This is a genomic window from Pseudomonas sp. P4_D7 (genome assembly GCF_056401755.1).
On the sequence record NZ_JBFUIR010000039.1, the window covers coordinates 29,496 to 48,441 of the forward strand.

18 protein-coding genes are annotated in these 18,946 nt (G+C 59.1%); 5 read left to right on the forward strand and 13 right to left on the reverse strand.

All coding sequences use genetic code 11. The features are described 5' to 3' along the window. Positions 1-78 precede the first annotated feature (78 nt). The 3 genes from AC1DVF_RS21785 to AC1DVF_RS21795 are packed head-to-tail and all read left to right on the forward strand — an operon-like array spanning position 79 to position 3,243. The gene (locus tag AC1DVF_RS21785) at positions 79-321 is read left to right on the forward strand and encodes a PP0621 family protein (protein ID WP_093434843.1); all 243 of its coding nucleotides are present in this window, start codon (positions 79-81) and stop codon (positions 319-321) included. Next, on the forward strand, positions 311-1,900 hold the full coding sequence (locus tag AC1DVF_RS21790; RefSeq protein ID WP_477783120.1) for a sensor histidine kinase: 1,590 nt from the start codon (positions 311-313) through the stop codon (positions 1,898-1,900). Before AC1DVF_RS21785 ends, AC1DVF_RS21790 begins: the two co-directional genes overlap by 11 nt. Then, positions 1,897-3,243, forward strand: a complete 1,347-nt coding sequence (locus tag AC1DVF_RS21795; protein WP_477783121.1) for a sigma-54-dependent transcriptional regulator — start codon at positions 1,897-1,899, stop codon at positions 3,241-3,243. The genes AC1DVF_RS21790 and AC1DVF_RS21795 overlap by 4 nt, the downstream gene beginning before the upstream one ends. A gap of 115 nt (positions 3,244-3,358) precedes the next feature. On the opposite strand, the gene thiO is transcribed toward AC1DVF_RS21795, so the two are convergent. Genes thiO through AC1DVF_RS21830 form a run of 7 tightly spaced genes read right to left on the reverse strand, consistent with a single transcriptional unit; the run spans position 3,359 to position 10,129 of the window. After that, complete coding sequence (gene thiO, locus AC1DVF_RS21800; RefSeq protein WP_477783122.1) at positions 3,359-4,459, reverse strand: glycine oxidase ThiO; 1,101 nt, start codon at positions 4,457-4,459, stop codon at positions 3,359-3,361. Positions 4,460-4,516: 57 nt separating this feature from the next. Next, complete coding sequence (locus tag AC1DVF_RS21805) at positions 4,517-4,918, reverse strand: type IV pilin protein (protein ID WP_093434831.1); 402 nt, start codon at positions 4,916-4,918, stop codon at positions 4,517-4,519. 15 nt (positions 4,919-4,933) lie between these two features. Continuing rightward, the gene (locus AC1DVF_RS21810) at positions 4,934-8,023 is read right to left on the reverse strand and encodes a pilus assembly protein (protein ID WP_477783123.1); all 3,090 of its coding nucleotides are present in this window, start codon (positions 8,021-8,023) and stop codon (positions 4,934-4,936) included. Further along, positions 8,010-8,489 (reverse strand): pilus assembly PilX family protein, encoded by a 480-nt coding sequence (locus tag AC1DVF_RS21815; protein ID WP_460130205.1) that lies wholly within the window; start codon positions 8,487-8,489, stop codon positions 8,010-8,012. Before AC1DVF_RS21815 ends, AC1DVF_RS21810 begins: the two co-directional genes overlap by 14 nt. Before the next feature lie 10 nt (positions 8,490-8,499). Further along, positions 8,500-9,213, reverse strand: a complete 714-nt coding sequence (locus AC1DVF_RS21820) for a PilW family protein (RefSeq protein ID WP_093434824.1) — start codon at positions 9,211-9,213, stop codon at positions 8,500-8,502. Further along, the gene (gene pilV, locus AC1DVF_RS21825) at positions 9,210-9,659 is read right to left on the reverse strand and encodes a type IV pilus modification protein PilV (protein ID WP_477783124.1); all 450 of its coding nucleotides are present in this window, start codon (positions 9,657-9,659) and stop codon (positions 9,210-9,212) included. The genes AC1DVF_RS21820 and pilV overlap by 4 nt, the downstream gene beginning before the upstream one ends. Further along, a complete protein-coding gene (locus AC1DVF_RS21830; RefSeq protein ID WP_186623942.1) occupies positions 9,656-10,129 on the reverse strand; it encodes a GspH/FimT family pseudopilin in 474 nt (157 codons plus the stop codon). Before AC1DVF_RS21830 ends, pilV begins: the two co-directional genes overlap by 4 nt. A 130-nt stretch (positions 10,130-10,259) precedes the next feature. On the opposite strand from AC1DVF_RS21830, the gene AC1DVF_RS21835 reads away from it, so the two are divergent. Then, complete coding sequence (locus AC1DVF_RS21835) at positions 10,260-10,814, forward strand: GspH/FimT family pseudopilin (protein ID WP_186623944.1); 555 nt, start codon at positions 10,260-10,262, stop codon at positions 10,812-10,814. Here AC1DVF_RS21835 and ispH read toward each other — a convergent pair. From ispH to murJ, 6 genes are all read right to left on the reverse strand, one after another. Then, entirely contained in the window at positions 10,786-11,730 is a 945-nt protein-coding gene (ispH, locus tag AC1DVF_RS21840) for a 4-hydroxy-3-methylbut-2-enyl diphosphate reductase (RefSeq protein ID WP_093434814.1), read from the reverse strand. The genes AC1DVF_RS21835 and ispH overlap by 29 nt on opposite strands. Positions 11,731-11,881: 151 nt before the next feature. Beyond that, positions 11,882-12,319, reverse strand: a complete 438-nt coding sequence (fkpB, locus tag AC1DVF_RS21845; protein ID WP_175559621.1) for an FKBP-type peptidyl-prolyl cis-trans isomerase — start codon at positions 12,317-12,319, stop codon at positions 11,882-11,884. Between the two features lie 7 nt (positions 12,320-12,326). Continuing rightward, a complete protein-coding gene (gene lspA / locus AC1DVF_RS21850) occupies positions 12,327-12,839 on the reverse strand; it encodes a signal peptidase II (RefSeq protein WP_007909836.1) in 513 nt (170 codons plus the stop codon). Beyond that, positions 12,832-15,663, reverse strand: coding sequence for an isoleucine--tRNA ligase (gene ileS, locus AC1DVF_RS21855; RefSeq protein WP_477783125.1), 2,832 nt, complete (start codon positions 15,661-15,663; stop codon positions 12,832-12,834). The genes lspA and ileS overlap by 8 nt, the downstream gene beginning before the upstream one ends. A gap of 13 nt (positions 15,664-15,676) precedes the next feature. Beyond that, positions 15,677-16,615 (reverse strand): bifunctional riboflavin kinase/FAD synthetase, encoded by a 939-nt coding sequence (gene ribF, locus AC1DVF_RS21860; RefSeq protein ID WP_174244482.1) that lies wholly within the window; start codon positions 16,613-16,615, stop codon positions 15,677-15,679. Between the two features lie 129 nt (positions 16,616-16,744). Further along, positions 16,745-18,283 (reverse strand): murein biosynthesis integral membrane protein MurJ, encoded by a 1,539-nt coding sequence (murJ, locus tag AC1DVF_RS21865; protein WP_099757224.1) that lies wholly within the window; start codon positions 18,281-18,283, stop codon positions 16,745-16,747. Positions 18,284-18,535: 252 nt separating this feature from the next. On the opposite strand from murJ, the gene rpsT reads away from it, so the two are divergent. Continuing rightward, a complete protein-coding gene (rpsT, locus tag AC1DVF_RS21870; RefSeq protein WP_003228351.1) occupies positions 18,536-18,808 on the forward strand; it encodes a 30S ribosomal protein S20 in 273 nt (90 codons plus the stop codon). The last annotated feature ends 138 nt before the right edge of the window (positions 18,809-18,946 follow it).

Sequence of the window (18,946 nt, forward strand, 5' to 3'; positions counted from 1 at the left end):
TTTCTGCGCTTTAATCCGCTGTGCGCTTGTCGGTAGCTTGGCTAAACTGCCGGATCATCAGTCGGAAAGCCGCTCATCATGCTTCGTTTATTGTTCTGGATCGTCGTGATTTTTGCCGCGATATGGTTGTGGCGTAAATTCAAGGCGCCTGCCGCGTCCAATCAATCCAACCGTGCCCCTCGCGAACAGGACGCCCCACCAATGGTGCGTTGCGCCCATTGCGGCGTGCATCTGCCGCGCGACCGCGCGCTGAGCGTGCAACAACAGTGGTATTGCAGCCAGGCTCACCTTGAGCAAGGCCCGGGTACCCGTGATCGCTGAGGCCACCCACGCCGACAGCAAACAGGCGCAGCGCCTGCTGCGCCTTTATCATCTCTACCGCTTGAGTATCGGCATCACGCTGGTGCTGCTGATCTCCAGCAACATGGACAACCGCCTGCTGACGTCGGCCAACGACGAATTGCTGCGCGGTGGCAGTTGGCTGTATCTGATCCTCAACATTCTGTTGGTAGTGTTCCTTGAGAACACCCGACGGCCAGCGCAGCTGTTCAGTCTGGCCCTCGTCGATGTCCTGCTTTTATGCGGTTTGTTCTTTGCTGCGGGCGGCGTCGGCAGTGCGCTGGGCAATTTGCTGATTGTCTCTGTGGCGATCAGCAACACCCTGCTACGGCGGCGCATCGGGCTATTGATCGCCGCCATCGGTGCGCTGGGCATCGTCGGCTCGAGCTTCCTGCTCGGCTTCAACCATGCCCTTAGCGCCAATGAATACTTGCAGGCCGGCACCCTCGGTGCGCTGTGCTTTGCCGCGTCGTTGCTGGTGCAGGGACTGATCCGCCGCCTCGAAGTCAGCGAAACCCTTGCCGAGCAACGTGCCAGTGAAGTGGTCAGCCTCGAAGCCCTCAACGCGCTGATCCTGCAACGCATGCGCACCGGCATTCTGGTGCTCGACGAGGCGCGGCGAGTGCAACTGGCCAATCACAGCGCGCAAACCCTGCTCGCGCAGTCGCACCTTCAGGGGCATTTGATCGATGACTATTCCACGGCGCTGGTCGATCGCCTGCAACTGTGGCTGAACAACCCGACCTTGCGCCCGCAGAGCCTGAAAATCCCCGGCAACGGCCTGGAACTGCAACCGAGCTTCATTGCCCTCGAACAAAGCCCCCACCAACAAACCCTGGTATTTCTCGAAGACCTCGCGCAAATCGCCCAGCAAGCCCAGCAACTTAAGCTCGCCGCACTCGGGCGCTTGACCGCCGGCATCGCCCACGAGATCCGCAATCCGTTGGGCGCCATCAGTCACGCCGCGCAGCTATTGGCTGAGTCCGAGGAACTCGATAGCGCGGATCGGCGTCTGACGCAGATCATTCAAGACCACTCCCAGCGCATGAACCGAGTCATCGAAAACGTCCTGCAACTGTCCCGCCGCCAGCAAAGCGCGCCGCAACGCCTGGATCTCAAGCCATGGCTGGAAAACTTCGTTGCCGAGAGTCGTGAACAGGCCAGCGAACGCCAGCAGATTCACCTGCGGATCAATTCGGGAGACTTCACCACGCTGATGGACCCGAACCAGCTCACGCAAATTCTCGACAATCTGTTACGCAACGGCTGGCGCCACAGCGCCCTGCTGCATGATCAGGCCGAAGTCTGGCTGTCGTTGTTCAGTGATCCCGACAGCCAGTTGGCGGTCCTCGAAGTGCAGGACAACGGCCCCGGCGTCCCGCTCGATCAACAGACGCATCTGTTCGAACCGTTCTTCACCACCAGCAGCCAGGGCACCGGCCTTGGGCTTTATCTGTCCCGTGAGCTGTGCGAAAGCAACCAAGCGCGCCTAGACTTTCAATCACGCCAAGGCGGCGGCTGCTTTCGCATCACCTTTGCTCACGGACGGAAACAAAGTTGAATACGAGCCCACGGCAAAAAATCCTCATCGTCGACGACGAACCGGATATCCGCGAACTCCTGGAAATCACCCTGGGACGGATGAAGCTCGACACCTACAGCGCACGCAATCTGGCTGAAGCCCAGGCGCTGCTGAACCGCGAGAGTTTCGATCTGTGCCTGACCGACATGCGCCTGCCCGACGGTACGGGGCTGGAGCTGGTGCAGCACATTCAGCAACGCTATCCACAACTGCCGGTGGCGATGATCACCGCCTATGGCAGCCTGGAAACGGCCATCAACGCTTTGAAAGCAGGTGCTTTCGACTTCCTCACCAAACCGGTGGACCTCACTCGTTTGCGCGAACTGGTCGGTACAGCCCTGCGCATGCCGGCGGCGGGAGGCAGCTTTACCTCCATCGATCGGCGCTTGCTCGGCGATTCGCCACCGATGCGCATTCTGCGCAAGCAAATCGACAAACTCGCTCGCAGTCAGGCGCCGGTGTACATCAGTGGCGAATCGGGCAGTGGCAAGGAACTGGTTGCGCGCCTGATTCATGAACAGGGGCCGCGCGCCAGCCAGCCGTTCGTACCGGTGAACTGCGGAGCGATCCCGACGGAACTGATGGAAAGCGAGTTTTTCGGCCATCGTAAAGGCAGTTTCACCGGCGCGGTCGAGGACAAACCCGGACTGTTTCAAGCCGCCCATGGCGGCACGTTGTTTCTTGATGAGGTGGCGGACTTACCGCTGTCGATGCAGGTAAAACTGCTGCGGGCGATCCAGGAAAAAGCCGTGCGCAGTGTCGGCGGCCAGCAGGAAAGCGTGGTCGATGTGCGGATTCTCTGTGCCACGCACAAGGATCTCGATGCAGAGGTCGCGGCCGAACGCTTTCGTCAGGACCTTTATTACCGCTTGAACGTGATCGAACTGCGCGTGCCGTCCCTGCGCGAAAGACGTGATGATATTGAAGTGCTGGCGGCCAGTATGCTCAAGCGTTTGGCCAAGGACACCGGCCAGCCGGCAGCACGCTTGCATCCACAGGCGTTGGCAGCGCTGAAGAATTACCGGTTTCCGGGGAATGTGCGGGAGTTGGAAAACGTGCTTGAGCGGGCACACACCTTGTGTGAAAACCGCACGATCGAGGCTGAAGATTTACGTCTGAGCGAAGGCAACTGCGCGGCGGACGGCGGGATTGCCGATCTGACCCAGATCGACAATCTGGAAGATTATCTGGAGAACGTTGAGAGGAAGCTGATCTTGCAGGCGCTGGAAGAAACACGCTGGAATCGCACGGCGGCGGCGCAGCGGTTGAGTCTTTCGTTTCGTTCGATGCGCTATCGGCTGAAGAAACTGGGCCTGGATTGAGGGCCCCTTCGCGAGCAGGCTCGCTCCCACAGTTGATCTTTGTCGGTCACAAAATCCAGTGTGGGAGCGAGCCTGCTCGCGAAAGCGATCTGCCAGGCTCAACAGATATATCTGACTAGATCCGGCCCTCGGGCGCATACGGCGCCGGATCAATAATCGGCGTCCTTCCCAGCATCACATCGGCAAACAACTGACACGACGCCGGCGCCAGCACCAGTCCATTGCGGTAATGCCCGCAGTTCAACCACAACCCGTCAAACCCCGGCACCCGGCCAATGTAGGGAATCCCCTCCGGCGAACCCGGACGCAACCCCGCCCAGTGCCCGACCACTTCGGCATCGGCCAACGCTGGCAATAACTCCACTGCCGAAGCCTTGAGACTTTCCAGCGCCACATCGGTCGGCGTCTTGTCGTAGCCTTCGTGCTCCAGCGTGCTGCCAATCAGAATGTGGCCGTCACGACGCGGAATCGCATAACGGCCCTTGGCCAAAACCATGCTCGGCAGAAAATCCGCCGCGCACTTGTAGAGAATCATCTGGCCTTTGACCGGTTCAACCGGCAGCGTCAGGTCCAGCGTCTTGAGCAAATCACCGCTCCACGCACCGGCCGTCAACACGATCTGATCACCTTTGATCACGCCGTTGGAGGTTTCGACGCCGACGACCTGCGCGCCCTCACGGACGAATCCGCTGACCTCGCACTGTTCGTGAATCGTCACGTTCGGCAGTGCCTGTAGGGCCGCCTTCAACGACTTCACCAGACGCGGATTGCGCACGTTGGCGACATCGGCCATGTAGATCGCCCGCGAGAAACCGCCACCGAGGACCGGCACCGCATCATGCGCCGCCGAGATATCCACAGCCCGCAACGGGCGGTTTTCCCGCTCGGCCCAGGCCAGCGCTTCGGCTTCGTCGTCCAGATCCAGCCAGTACAGGCCCGTGGTGTGCACTTCAGGATCAACGCCAGTGTCGGCAAACAAACGCTCGCCGAGCTGTGGATAAAAGTCCTGCGACCAGTGCGCCAGTGCGGTAACCGCCGGGCTATAGCGCCACGGATACAACGGCGAAACGATACCGCCGCCCGCCCAGGACGATTCCTGGCCGAGGTTCGAGCGATCGAGCAGCACCACGCTGCGCACTTCGGAGGCGAGATTGTAGGCGGTCAGCAGGCCAATCACCCCGCCACCGACAATCACCACTTGCTGTTGCCTGGTCATGTTTGATCCAACCGTAAAAAAGACAGTGGGCGCAAGAGGCACCCGAAAGAAAGCGCCTCAGCGGCCCCAGCAATCCTTGGTGGTCAGCCCGGTAGTCGCGTTGTTCATGCTTCTGACGCCGGTGTTGGTCAGGGTGAAATCCCCGCACTTGTCGGTGGCCATGGACGTACCCGTTTTGCGGGTAGCGGTCAGCAGGAAGGTCTGGTCAGCGATGGTCGGGGTGATGGTGTAGAAATCATTGCCCGTGCTCAGACCAGTGATGCCGGTATAGACATTGTTCTTGGTGTAGAAACGCTCGAGGGTTTGCGCCTGCTCCGAGAGCAGTGACACCACTTCGGCGCGACGGCCTTTTTTCAGGTACTCGGTATAGCTCGGTGCGGCGATGGTGATGACGATACCGATGATCGCAATCACGATCATGATTTCGATCAGGGTGAAGCCTCGGTTGAATCTGCGCATGCCTCAAACTCTCACTTACTGTATTTGTCGCCACATGATACGACGGCTGCCACCGCCGCCCTTTTCCACAATGATCGTGATGGTGCCACTGGTGTCGGTCGTCCCCTTGCGCTTGCCATCGCTGGAGACGAAGTTCAGGGTCGGAATGCCACCGGTGAATATCACTCCGCTGGAGATCGAGTCATTGCTGTCGACCAAACCGTCAGAGCTGGTGTCTAGCACGGCGTAATTGAGCATCTTACCGCTGAACGCATCCAGTTCGACCAGTTTGCCGGTACCAAAACTCGCACAGGGATCAGTGGTATCAACGCTCGCCGTGGTAAAGACAATACGGCCCAGCACGATACTCGCCTGATTGATCACCCGCTCGCCAGTCAGCACGTTGTTGTACACCAGCGGAAGATACCAGCCCTTCTCCCCCGGATAAGTCGTCTCATTTTGAGTTGTGGTCAGGAATTGCCCGGAGCTGCCGGAGAATGAACCGGTTATCGCCTGCGCCTGCAAACTGCTGACGGTGAGCTGTCCCGAGCCCCCATCGGCATCCCACACCGAGTAAAACGCCTGCAAATCCTTGTTGGCCTTGTCTGCAGTTTCGTTGAATTTACCGGTACCGACGAAAATCTGTTTGCCACCCAATGAATTGTCCGCCAGCAATGGTTGCGCGGTGATCGGCTGACTCGCGCCGCCTGCCGTGGTGAACAGCGGCTTGCCGGAAAACGCCACGCCCCAGCTTTCAGGCGCAGTAGCACTGAGGTCAAACTTCCACAATCGCCCTCGCAAGTCACCGCCATAGGCAGCCTGCACCACATTTTGCGAATTGACCTTGAGCTTCACCGACGACAGACCGTTAGTGGTTTCCGAACTGTCGATTACGATTTTCTTGATCAGCGAACCATCGCGTACGTCCAGCACATACAACGCCGCCACGCCGGAGTTGCTGCCGTAACCGTTGGAAATGAACGCCGCCCAGCGACCATCGGCCAAGCGGGCCACTTCCGGCCGGGCGTAGGCATAACCCAGATCATTGAAAACATTGGCGGTGTTCGCAGTCGTTGGCCCACTCACTTCCCACAGCGCACGCATTACGTTGCCAGCCGAAGCGTCGAACAGTTGCAGCGCATAGAACGTCTTACCGCCGGCGCCGGTGCCGCCGATGGCCAAGGTTTTCCAAGCGCTGTTGAATTGCGCGTCATAAACCCCGACCGGGCCATCGACCAGAAACTTGTGGCTGACACCGTTGATGTAGGTCGGATCGGCAATCAGCCGCAGCGACGGCAATACACTCGACGGCATATAACCGTAACGCCGGGTGCCGTTGGCCGAGTTGATCACGTTGACGAAACCGTCGTTGGCATTTACCACCAGGCTTGCATTCATGTTCGCCGCTTTAGTGGTCAGGTAGGAGGTGTAAGAGGTATCGCCCGACAGGTCTGAGGCGGTTTTATCGGTAGGTGAAGCCAGCACCAATGGCGAATTGATGATGTCGCCCAATAACACGCTGCGTGACTTGAGCCCGGTTTTGTTGATGCCCTTGCTCCACTCCACCAGGTCAATTCCGGTAATGCCGGTGGGCAGCCCCTGACTCAGCGTGGCCTGCTGTGCGGCGGAAAAATTTCCGTAGGCCAGCGTCACAGCGGCGTTGCTTGCGGTGTTCCAGGACTGATAGGTCGGTGCGGTCGCACCTGGCACGATTGTCGTGTCAGTGTTCCAGAGTGCTGTCGATGTATTAACGGTTCCGGTCGAGGTAAAGCCGAATGACTTGATCGTGCCGCGCCAGTCCTTGGGATCGTAAGTGGTCTGATAAAAGCTGCTGCCACTGCTGATCGTTGTCCCACTGACGGTGCCCGCCCCGCCGGAGCCGGCCTTGGAAGTGATATCGCTCAATGCCGAGGACAGCGCATTGTTGAGACCCGTGCTGTCGGTGGCCTGATAGTACCGGCCTTGCCCGTAACTTGCCGCGTCAGAGAGCATGTCGTTGTCGGCGGTGAACCCCACGGTATAGGTGTTCATGTTCTGCTTGGGAAAATCCACCGCGTTCCAACTCTTGCCCGCCGCGTCGGTACCGGTCGAGCGCATGTCGATATCGAAGGCGAACTTGGCGATGTCATCCAGATACAGCGTGTCCCCTTCGTTGTCACCATTGAGATTGTTGCCGTCATTGTTGACGCCGTCCCAGTTCGGCAAACGGCTGCCGCCCAATGGGTCGTTAGTCGGGAAGGTTCGGTCGAAAGTGGGTAGACCGTCGGTAATCACGACGCCGTAGTTTTTCTGGCAGCGATACTGAATCGGGCTCGTGTAGGTAGTCGGCGTGCTGTTGTAGTACGGCGCCATACCGCGCATGTAGCGGGTGATTTCGTAATAGGCTTCCGCCAACGGCGTGTTGGCCACGGCGCTCAAGCCGTTTATGGAAGAGATCAGTGCGTTGTAATTGGTGTCGGCCTGGGCTTGAGTCACGCTGCCGGACACCGGCGACAAATCGGTGATCGATCGGGCGATGAAACCACCATTGCCCGAGTTGGTACTGGTGGCCGGGTTGAAGGTCGATAGGCCCATACGCAGGGTGCGGTTGCTGCTGACCAGTGCTGTGGAAACGCTTCGCGCAACATTCATTCGGTAGTCGTTGGGAATTGCTCCTGTGGTGAAGTCACGGGTGCCATTGCTCGTAGCCAGGCCGACGATATAGGAAATGTAATCGGCGGAATATCGGGTGTTCTCATTGCCTACGGGGTCGGGCAGCTTCAGGCATAACGGCGCCACGCTGTTGTTGTAGAACGCATAGGCGCCGCCCGAGCACCCGGAGGTCGGCAGGCTCGATAGAAACACCGTGTCGCCGGTGATCTGCGGAGCATTGAGCGCAGAGCACAATCCCAGGAAGGCATTGCACTGCCGGGCGGGTGCACGGTTGATGTTCGGATCAAATCCGGCGGCGTAAATGATGCTGTTCATACTCCCCGAATCATCGATCAGCAGCATCACATTCGGTGGCACCGCTGCAGCACTCAACAGCGGCGAATCGGACGGCGTGAATGCATAGACGGGCGTCGCCAGATACAAGCTCAGCAGCAGGCCGAGCAGCAGCGATGTGCAGCGTTCAATACTTCGCATAGACACTCTCCACCACACTGCGCGAGCTGCCGGCAATGCCGACAGCAGTGACGCGATACAACGTCGCCGAGGTGTTGCTCGGCACGTTGACGGCGGTCAGTGTGGTGCCAATGTTCTGCACACCATAGAAACCATTACCGGTCGCAATCCAGGTCACACCCGAGGTCGAGTTGAACCCCGCCGCACTGACCACCGACGACTCCGCCGGCGGTGCGCATTGGGTGGTGCCGCTGCACACGGCGAGCGAATAACTGTCCAGTTGCACAGCGCTCTCCCCAACACGCAGAACCGCCTCGGCCGTCTGGAACGACTGATTGCGCAGGCTCACACTGCCGGCCATTTTTTCCTGCAGGTTGGCGCTTTGCATCGACGACAAACCAATCAGGGTCAACAACAGCAGGAATACCAGACTGACCAGCAACACCATGCCGTGCTGAGTCTGACGGGTGTGAAGAGAAATCCTCATCAGCGCGCCCTCACTGCAAGCGGTTGCGCAAAGCGGCAACCACGTTGAAGGTTTGACTGCGCACCCGGTTGTTCGGGTCGGTTAGGGTCAGGCTCAGGCGCACACTGCGGATACGCGCCGGGTCGCTGGGGTTGGCGTTGTAAGTCGAGGCCGCCACATCCGTCGCGGAACTGGCCAGACCGAAGGTGACGTTGAATGCACTGACATTGTTCACCAACACCTGCTGGGTCGGCGTTCCGCTGCCGGTGCCCATGAGAATCTGATTGTTGCTGAAGCTGTAGATCAGACGCCGGATCGGGAACGCGATCTGCCCGCTCGCCGGTGACCGCAAGCCGGTATAGGCCGTTGCGCTATTGCGGCAGTCGGAGAGCACCGTCCAGGTTGGCGTGCCCCCGCCGCTGCCGATATCGGCGGTGACCAGCGTCAGTTTAAGGTTCGCATTATCCCAACTGATCGGGAGGACCTGTGCGGCGTTGAAATCCCCCGCCGAACTGGAATCCGTGATGGTGCCGAGACAACCGAACATCCCGACCATGCGAATTTCCTGAATCATTTTGCTCAACACAAAACGCGCGTCTTCCTGCATCGCTGCGGCACTGTTCTGGCTGACATAGGTATTTTTTGCCGCAATGAAAATCTGCACCACACCCAGCACCACGATGAGGCCCAGTGCCAGCGCGATGAGCAATTCGATCAGGCCGAAACCACGTTGATGGCGCCTCATGGTGTGGCCACCGGATCGACTGCGGCGCGACTGCTCAGGACAAAACTGCGTTGAGCGCTGGCGGTGTTGGCTGCCCGCGCATCGCTCCAGTTGATGGTGATGGTGTAAACGCGCTGATTGAGGCTGATGCTACCGGTGGCCGTCGGCCCGCCGAAATTGCTGATATTGGTGGAGAAGTCGTAGAGGTCTTGATCGCGGGCAACGCTCAGATTGCCCGAGGTCGGCGGTGTGACAGTGTAGTCAGCGCCGGAGTTGGCGCGGATGYGGTCCATCATGTCGTAGGCGATGAAACTGGCCTGACTGGTCATCCGTGAGCTGTCGGTGTACTTCAGCGCATTCAGTTGCACGGCCGCCGCGCCCAGCAACCCGACCGTCAGTATCAGCAACGCGACCAGCACCTCGATCAGCGTCATGCCCTGCTGTGCGTGTTGACTCCCTGCCCTCATCCGCAAGTTCCACCCAATTGAATTCGTCCGTTCAAACACACGTTCAGCGTCCTGCTTTGCGTTCCCAGCGTGTAACTTATGGCCACCGCCGTCGACGGTGCCGCCAGACCGCCAAGGTTGTTGAAATCCAGTGCGGTCACTCCTGAGGGTAGCGTCAGAGTCGCGCCGCTGCTCATCGCGGGAACAACCCGCAACACATTGGCCGGATTGCCAGTACTGTCGTAGACCGCCAGCTCACCGGTCCAGACGCTGCCACCAGCGGTTGGACGCAAGCGCAGCGTCGTACCACGGTCGATGGCCTCGAGCCTGGCGAAATTGATCGCCCGCTGCAGGTCGCCCATTTCGGTGTCGGCCTTGCTGCCCTGAACCGAACGGGTGAATGCCGGCACCGCCAGGGTGATCAGAATCACGAAGATCGCGATCGCAACCAACAACTCGATCAGCGTGAAACCTTTTGTACGAAGATCCATCGATGCCCTCCGTTGCCGTCGGCTATACCTGCTTCTACACGCTAGAACATTCAACCGGCCCGCGTCGGTTGATTTGCCATGCCCGGCGCACGGAGCGCGCCGTTCATCACACTCCACGGAGGGATTTTTCATGCCGCAACAGGGTTTCAGCCTGATAGAACTGCTTATGGGACTGGCGATTGGCGCAATTGTTCTGCTGCTGGTCAGTCCGGCGTTTGCCGCGCTCAAAGAATCGAACCATCGGGATCAAGCGGCGCAATCGCTGCTCGATGGCCTTCGCAACGCCCGCACACTGGCCATCACGCGCAATCAGAGCGTGGTGATTCATGGCATCAACGGCGACTGGAGTCAGGGCTGGCGGATCATTCTGGATATCAGCGGCAAGGGGCAGAAAGACAGCAACAATCCACTGCTACAAGAAAGTGTGAGCGACACGCAGGTGCCAATTGTCGGCAATTGGTCGGTGAGTCGTTACGTACGTTTCAGCAGTCTGGGGCAACCGCTGATGCCCGGGCGGGCATTTCAGGCAGGGACATTACATGTCTGCTCGGCTCGCGAGCCGGTCAGCCAGCGTCAGATAGTACTGGCGGCGACCGGCCGTGTACGCCTGAACAGCCAAGAGACTGAGCAGGCGCTGTGCCACAAAAACCAGCGTGTCAGATCGAACGCACGCGCAGCTCTTTAGGCATCGAGAACGTGATGTTCTCTTCGCGACCGGCCAGCTCATCGGCACCGGTGGCACCCCAAGCCTGCAGTTGCTGAATCACACCACGCACCAGTACTTCCGGCGCGGAGGCACCGGCGGTGATGCCGATACGCTCAACGCCATCGAACCAGCTCTTTTGCAGGTCTTCCGCGCCGTCAATCAGGTAGGCCGGTGTGGCCATGCGCTCAGCAAGCTCACGCAGACGGTTGGAGTTGGAGCTGTTCGGGCTGCCAACCACCAGCACCACGTCGCACTCGTCGGCCAGTTGCTTGACCGCGTCCTGACGGTTTTGCGTGGCGTAGCAGATGTCGTCCTTGCGCGGACCGCCGATGGCCGGGAAGCGCGTGCGCAATGCATCGATGACGCGACTGGTGTCGTCCATCGACAGCGTGGTCTGGGTCACGAAAGCCAGTTTATCCGGGTTCTGCACCTGCAACTCGGCGACGTCATTCTCGTCTTCGACGAGGTAAATCGCGCCGCCATTGCTGCCGTCGTACTGACCCATGGTGCCTTCGACTTCCGGGTGTCCGGCGTGGCCGATCAGAATGCACTCACGGCCATCGCGGCTGTATTTAGCCACCTCAATGTGCACCTTGGTCACCAGAGGGCAGGTGGCGTCGAACACTTTCAGGCCACGTCCGGCGGCTTCGGTGCGTACGGCCTGGGATACGCCGTGAGCACTGAAGATCACGATAACGTCGTCCGGCACCTGATCCAGCTCTTCGACGAAGATCGCCCCGCGGCTGCGCAGGTCTTCCACGACGAACTTGTTGTGCACTACTTCGTGGCGCACGTAGATCGGCGGCCCGAAGACTTCCAGGGCGCGGTTGACGATTTCGATCGCCCGGTCCACGCCAGCGCAGAAGCCACGGGGGTTGGCGAGTTTGATTTGCATGCTGTGCCTCGTGTCTTGCGCGCGAAAACAATGAAAAACCACTGTAGGAGCGAGCTTACTCGCGAAGGGGGCGTCACCTTCAACATCTCTGTTAGCTGACACACCGGTTTCGCGAGCAAGCTCGCTCCCACATTTGACCTTATACAGTCAGTTACAGCGCTTTAACGTTGATGATTTCCACGTCAAAGGTCAGCGTCTTGCCCGACAGCGGGTGGTTGAAGTCGATGGTCACTTGCGTGTCGTCGAACTCTTTCACCACACCCGGCAGCTCAGTATTGGCCGCGTCATTGAAGATCACCAGCAAACCCGGTGACAACTCCATATCGACGAACTGCGAACGCGGAATGATCTGTACGTTCTGCGGGTTCGGCTGACCGAAGGCGTTTTCCGGCTCGACGGTCAGCGTGCGCTTGTCGCCGGCCTTGAAGCCGAACAGCGCCGCTTCGAAACCCGGCAGCAGGTTGCCGTCGCCGACCTTGAAGGTCGCCGGGGCTTTGTCGAACGTACTGTCGACGGTGTCGCCGTTCTCCAGGCGCAATGCAAAGTGCAAGGTGACTTCCGTGTTCTGGCCGATGCGTTGCTCAGCCAATACCTGTTCAGTCATGAACGGCTTCTCCGGTCTTTTTACTTTTGAACATATCCAGTGCCAGCATCACCGCACCAACAGTGATGGCGCTGTCGGCGAAGTTGAACGCCGGGAAGTACCAGCGGTTCTGCCAGTGCACCAGAATGAAATCGATCACATGGCCCAAGGCAATGCGGTCATACAGATTGCCCAGCGCGCCACCCAGCACCAGCGCCAAAGCGACGGCCAGCCAGGTTTCGTTGCGGCCCAGGCGCTTGAGCCAGACCACCAGCACCGCACTGACCACAATCGCGATCAGGGCGAACAACCAGCGCTGCCAGCCGGAGCTGTCCGCCAGGAAGCTGAACGCCGCGCCGGTGTTGTAAGCCAGGGTCCAGCTGAAGTAATCAGGAATGATCACGATCTGCTGGAACATTTCGAGCTTGCCTTCGAAGTAGAACTTGCTGGCCTGGTCGATGACCAGAACCAGCAAACTCAACCACAGCCAGCTCAACCGTCCAAAACGGCCAACGGCATTAGGCATAGTGACGAACCTCGCCAGCGCCGCTGATGTTGTCGACGCAACGACCGCAGATTTCCGGATGCTCCGGGTTCACACCGACGTCTTCACGGCAGTGCCAGCAACGGGCGCATTTCGGGAAGGCCGATTTGACGATCTTCAGCTTCAGGCCGCTGACTTCAGTCACTACTGCATCGGCCGGAGCCTGTACGAACGGCGCAACGCTGGCTGTCGAAGTGATCAATACAAAGCGCAGTTCGTTGCTCAGCTTGGCCAGATCGGCGCTCAGGGCGTCTTCGGCGTAGAGCGTCACTTCGGCTTGCAGGTTGCCACCGACAGCTTTCGCTGCGCGCTGGATTTCCATTTCTTTGTTGACCGCTACTTTGACCGCCATCACGCGTTCCCAGTAGTCGCGGCCCAGTTCAACGTCGGCCGGCAGTTCGGTCAGACCTTCGTACCAGGTGTTGAGCATGACCGATTCGTTACGCTCGCCCGGCAGGTATTCCCACAGTTCGTCGGCGGTGAAGGCGAGGATCGGCGCGATCCAGCGCACCAGCGCTTCGGAGATGTGGAACAGCGCGGTTTGCGCCGAGCGGCGGGCCTTGCTGTTGGCGCCAGTGGTGTACTGACGGTCCTTGATGATGTCGAGGTAGAAACCGCCCAGCTCCTGCACGCAGAAGTTGTGGATCTTCGAGTAAACGTTCCAGAAACGGTATTCGCCGTAGTGCTCTTGCAGCTCACGTTGCAGCAGCAAGGTGCGGTCGACCGCCCAACGATCCAGCGCGAGCATTTCTTCAGCCGGCAGGATGTCGGTAGCCGGGTTGAAACCGCTCAGGTTCGAAAGCAGGAAGCGCGCGGTGTTTCGGATACGACGATAAGCGTCCGCACTGCGTTGCAGGATCTGATYGGAAACCGCCATTTCACCGGAGTAGTCAGTCGAAGCAACCCACAGACGCATGATGTCGGCGCCCAGAGTATCGTTGACTTTCTGCGGCGCGATCACGTTGCCCAGCGACTTGGACATCTTGCGACCGGCTTCGTCAACGGTGAAACCGTGGGTCAGCAGTTCGCGGTATGGCGCGTGGTTGTCGATGGCGCAACCGGTCAGCAGCGACGAGTGGAACCAGCCACGGTGTTGGTCGGAACCTTCCAGGTACAGGTCGGCACGCGGGCCGCTCTCGTGACCCATCGGGTGCGAACCGCGCAGGACGTGCCAGTGCGTGGTGCCCGAATCGAACCAGACGTCGAGGGTGTCGCTGATCTTGTCGTACAGCGGCGCTTCGTCGCCGAGCAACTCGGCAGCGTCCATCTTGAACCAGGCTTCGATACCTTCGACTTCAACGCGTTTGGCCACTTCTTCCATCAGCTCGACGGTGCGTGGGTGCAGTTCGCCGCTTTCCTTGTTGAGGAAGAACGGGATCGGCACGCCCCAGTTGCGCTGACGCGAGATGCACCAGTCCGGACGGTTGGCGATCATCGAGTGCAGACGCGCCTGGCCCCAGGCCGGAACGAATTTGGTGTCTTCGATGGCTTTGAGCGAGCGCACACGCAGGGTGTCACCGCTGGTTGGCTCTTTGTCCATGCCGATGAACCACTGCGCGGTGGCGCGGTAGATCAGCGGGGTCTTGTGGCGCCAGCAGTGCATGTAGCTGTGTTCGATGACGGTGGTGTGCAGCAGCGCACCGACTTCGGTCAGTTTGTCGACGATCGCCGGGTTGGCCTTCCAGATGAACTGGCCGCCGAAGAATTCCAGCGACGGCACGTACACGCCGTTGCTCTGCACCGGGTTGAGGATGTCGTCGTTGACCATGCCATATTTCTTGCAAGTCACGAAGTCGTCCACGCCGTAGGCCGGAGCGGAGTGAACCACGCCGGTACCAGCGCCCAGTTCGACGTAGTCAGCCAGATACACCGGCGACAGACGGTCATAGAACGGATGACGGAAGTTGATCAGTTCCAGCTGTTTACCGGTGGTGGTCGCGATGACCGAGCCTTCGACGCCATAGCGCGTCAGGCAGGCTTCGACCAGCTCTTCAGCCAGTACCAGCAGCTTGTCGCCGATGTCGACCAACGCGTAGTTGAATTCCGGGTGAACGTTGAGCGCCTGGTTGGCCGGGATGGTCCACGGGGTGGTGGTCCAGATCACGATCGAGGCAGGTTTGCCCAGCGACGGCAGACCGAACGCGGCAGCCAGTTGGGCTTCGTCAGCGATCGGGAAGGCGACGTCGATGGTCGAGGACTTTTTGGTCTCGTACTCGACTTCCGCTTCAGCCAGGGCCGAACCGCAGTCGAAGCACCAGTTCACAGGCTTGAGGCCCTTGAACACGAAACCGCCCTTGACGATTTCAGCGAGGGCGCGGATTTCACCGGCCTCGTTCTTGAAATCCATGGTCTTGTACGGGTTGGCCCAATCGCCCAGCACGCCGAGACGGATGAATTCGGACTTCTGCCCTTCGATCTGCTCGGTGGCGTAGGCACGGCACAGTTCGCGGGTCTTGTCCGCGCCCAGATTCTTGCCGTGGGTCACTTCAACCTTGTGCTCGATCGGCAGGCCGTGGCAGTCCCAACCCGGAACGTACGGCGCGTCGAAGCCCGACAGGGTCTTCGAGCGGATGATCATGTCCTTGAGAATCTTGTTCAGTGCGTGACCGATGTGGATCGTGCCGTTGGCATACGGAGGACCGTCGTGCAGAACGAACTTCGGACGATCCTTGCCAATCTCGCGCAACTTTCCGTACAGGCCAATACTGTCCCAGCGCTGCAGGATCTGCGGTTCGCGCTGTGGCAGGCCGGCCTTCATTGGGAAGGCGGTGTCCGGAAGGTTAAGCGTGGCTTTATAGTCGGTCATTTAAGGCTCTTCATTAGCGATGGGCGCTAGGTGCGGCTAGTGCACGGGCGGTGGCGACATCCGCATTGATCGCCGTTTTCAATGCCTCCAGGGAGGCGAAGCGCTGCTCTTCACGCAGCTTTTGGTGGAAAACCACCGTCAAACGCCGGTCATACAGATCGCCGGCAAAATCTAGAAGATGGACTTCAAGGTGGGCCTTGCCATCACCTTGTACCGTGGGTCGTACGCCGATATTGGCGACACCGGGCCAGGTCTTGCCGTCGATATCGACATTCACCAGGTACACACCTGTGAACGGCACGCGACGACGTTTGAGTTGAATGTTGGCAGTGGGCGTACCCAGTTGCCGGGCCAGTTTCTGGCCATGCAGCACGCGACCGGCAATGCGGTACGGGCGACCGAGCAAACGTTCGGCCAGGGCAAAATCGGCGGCAGCCAATGCATTACGCACCTGCGTACTGCTGACGCGAATGCCGTCCAGCTCGACGGTTTGTGCCGCTTCAACGGTAAAACCGTGCATCTGCCCGGCCTGCAGCAGGAAGTCGAAATCGCCGAGGCGGTCGCAACCGAAGCGGAAGTCGTCACCGACTTCCAGATGCTGCACGCCGAGACCATCAACGAGGATGGTGTCGACGAACTCGCTGGCGCTGAGCTTGCTCAAGCGCTGGTTGAACGCCAGGCACAACACCCGGTCGACGCCTTCGGCAGCCAGCAATTGCAGCTTGTCGCGCAAGCGGGCCAGACGCGCCGGCGCGGTCTCGGGGGCAAAGAATTCCCGTGGCTGCGGCTCGAAAATCACCACGCAGCTGGGTACGCCCAACTCGAGCGCACGCTCACGCAGTCGGGCCAGGATAGCCTGGTGACCACGGTGAACACCGTCAAAGTTGCCAATAGTGGCGACGCAGCCCCGATGCTGGGGGCGCAAGTTGTGGAGGCCTCGAACCAGCTGCATAACGCGCTTCTTGCTCATAAAGTGGTCGATTATAACCACACCCGACGGTCGACGACAGGCAACACCGTAACGCAAAGTGAACGAGCCGACAAAACTGCCGGCCCGCGCCTGTTTATAAAGGGTAAAACCTTAACTCAAGGCCTTGCGATTGAAGTCGCGCAAACGGAAACCAAGCAGCAGCAACATACCGAAATAGGCGACCACGCCCGCCGCGACCAATGCGCCCAGACGCAGGAAGCGCTCAAGCATGTGCCCTTGGTCCCACGCCGGCATGAAATGCATGCCAACCAGTAACACCGCCGACATCACCGCCACCGCGACCACAAGCTTGAAGGCGAACTTGGCCCAACCCGGTTGCGGCTGATACATCTGCTGCTTGCGCAGTTGATAGAACAGCAACCCGGCATTCAGGCAGGCACCGGCGCTGATCGCCAAGGCCAGACCGGCATGAGCCAGCGGGCCGATCAACATCAAGTTGAACAACTGCGTGCACACCAGAGTGAATATTGCGATTTTCACCGGGGTACGGATGTTCTGCTGCGCATAGAAGCCCGGCGCCAACACCTTGATCACGATAATCCCGAGCAGACCGACAGAATAGGCAATCAGTGCGCGCTGAGTCATTTCCGCGTCGAAACCACTGAATTGACCGTACTGGAACAGCGAAACAGTCAGCGGCTCAGCGAGAATTCCCAGCGCCAGCGCACAGGGCAGCACCAGCACAAAGCACAGACGCAGGCCCCAATCGAGAATCCGCGAATATTCGTGGCGATCCTTGCTCGCGTAGGTTTTTGCCAGCGTCGGCAGCAAAATTGTCCCCAATGCCACGCCAAGCACACCGGATGGCAATTCCATCAAGCGGTCGGCGTAATACATCCACGACACCGAACCCGCGACCAGAAATGAGGCGAAAATCGTGTTGATGATCAGCGAAATCTGGCTGACCGAGACACCGAGAATCGCCGGCAGCATCTGCTTCATCACGCGCCAGACACCGGTATCACGCAGATTCAGACGCGGCAGCACCAGCATGCCGATCTTTTTCAGGTGCGGCAGTTGATAGAGCAACTGCGCCAGACCGCCGACCAAGACCGCCCAACCCAATGCCATGACCGGCGGATCGAAGTACGGCGTGAGGAACAGCGAAAACACAATCATGCTGACGTTGAGCAACGTTGGCACAAAGGCCGGCACTGAGAAACGGTTCCAGGTATTGAGGATCGCCCCGGCCAGCGATGACAGGGATATCAGCAATATATACGGGAAGGTCACCCGCAACAGATCGGAGGTGAGCTGGAATTTTTCCGGCGTATCGGTAAAACCGGGCGCGGTGGCCCAGATCACCCAAGGCGCGGCGATCATGCCCAGCGCAGTGACAACCGCCAGCACCAACGTCAGCAAGCCCGATACGTAGGCAATGAACGTGCGCGTCGCCTCTTCGCCCTGCTGGCTCTTGTATTCGGCCAGAATCGGCACGAATGCCTGCGAGAAAGCGCCCTCGGCGAAGATCCGCCGCAGCAGATTGGGCAGTTTGAAGGCAATAAAGAAGGCATCCGTCGCCATCCCGGCGCCGAATGTACGGGCAATCAGCGTGTCACGAACAAAGCCCAGAATCCGGGAAAGCATCGTGATAGAGCTGACGGCGGCCAACGATTTGAGCAGATTCATTGAGGGAATTTGTGCCTGTCGATAAACAGCAGGCGAACAAAGCGCCTACTTGTGCGATACTCCGCGCCGCAGCAGCACAGAGCCAAAGCTCGCGAGTTTACAGGTCAAGCGCCGGAAATAAATATCCCGCCTCTTTATACCTACCACTTAGCGGAACGTTTCAAGTGCCCTTGACAAGACTTCAACTCATCGGCATGATTCGCGGCCTATTTTGTTTGCTATTTCCTAAAAAGTCTTTCGAGGAGCTCGACGGTGGCCAACTCACCTTCCGCCAAAAAACGTGCAAAACAGGCTGAGAAGCGTCGCAGCCACAACGCCAGCCTGCGTTCCATGGTTCGCACCTACATCAAGAATGTAGTTAAAGCCATCGACGCAAAAGACGCTGAAAAAGCTCAAGCTGCATACGTTCTGGCTGTGCCAGTTATCGACCGTATGGCCGATAAAGGCATCATCCACAAGAACAAGGCTGCTCGCCATAAGAGCCGCCTGAATGGCCACGTCAAAGCGCTGAAAGAAGCTGCTTAATCCGACGTAGTCATTAAAAAACCGACCTTAGGGTCGGTTTTTTATTGCCTGTGATTTAGCAAATCCAGCGCAAAAAAAATGTAGGAGTGAGCCTGCTCCGGGCGGCGTTCCGACGATGGCGGTTAGTCAGATGTACAT

Coding starts and splice junctions, on each gene's coding strand:
- AC1DVF_RS21785 (WP_093434843.1), top strand. CDS start 79: ATGCTTCGTTTATTGTTCTGGATCGTCGTGATTTTTGCCGCGATATGG.
- thiO (WP_477783122.1), bottom strand. CDS start 4,459: ATGACCAGGCAACAGCAAGTGGTGATTGTCGGTGGCGGGGTGATTGGC.
- AC1DVF_RS21805 (WP_093434831.1), bottom strand. CDS start 4,918: ATGCGCAGATTCAACCGAGGCTTCACCCTGATCGAAATCATGATCGTG.
- AC1DVF_RS21810 (WP_477783123.1), bottom strand. CDS start 8,023: ATGCGAAGTATTGAACGCTGCACATCGCTGCTGCTCGGCCTGCTGCTG.
- AC1DVF_RS21815 (WP_460130205.1), bottom strand. CDS start 8,489: ATGAGGATTTCTCTTCACACCCGTCAGACTCAGCACGGCATGGTGTTG.
- AC1DVF_RS21820 (WP_093434824.1), bottom strand. CDS start 9,213: ATGAGGCGCCATCAACGTGGTTTCGGCCTGATCGAATTGCTCATCGCG.
- AC1DVF_RS21830 (WP_186623942.1), bottom strand. CDS start 10,129: ATGGATCTTCGTACAAAAGGTTTCACGCTGATCGAGTTGTTGGTTGCG.
- AC1DVF_RS21835 (WP_186623944.1), top strand. CDS start 10,260: ATGCCGCAACAGGGTTTCAGCCTGATAGAACTGCTTATGGGACTGGCG.
- ispH (WP_093434814.1), bottom strand. CDS start 11,730: ATGCAAATCAAACTCGCCAACCCCCGTGGCTTCTGCGCTGGCGTGGAC.
- lspA (WP_007909836.1), bottom strand. CDS start 12,839: ATGCCTAATGCCGTTGGCCGTTTTGGACGGTTGAGCTGGCTGTGGTTG.
- ribF (WP_174244482.1), bottom strand. CDS start 16,615: ATGCAGCTGGTTCGAGGCCTCCACAACTTGCGCCCCCAGCATCGGGGC.
- murJ (WP_099757224.1), bottom strand. CDS start 18,283: ATGAATCTGCTCAAATCGTTGGCCGCCGTCAGCTCTATCACGATGCTT.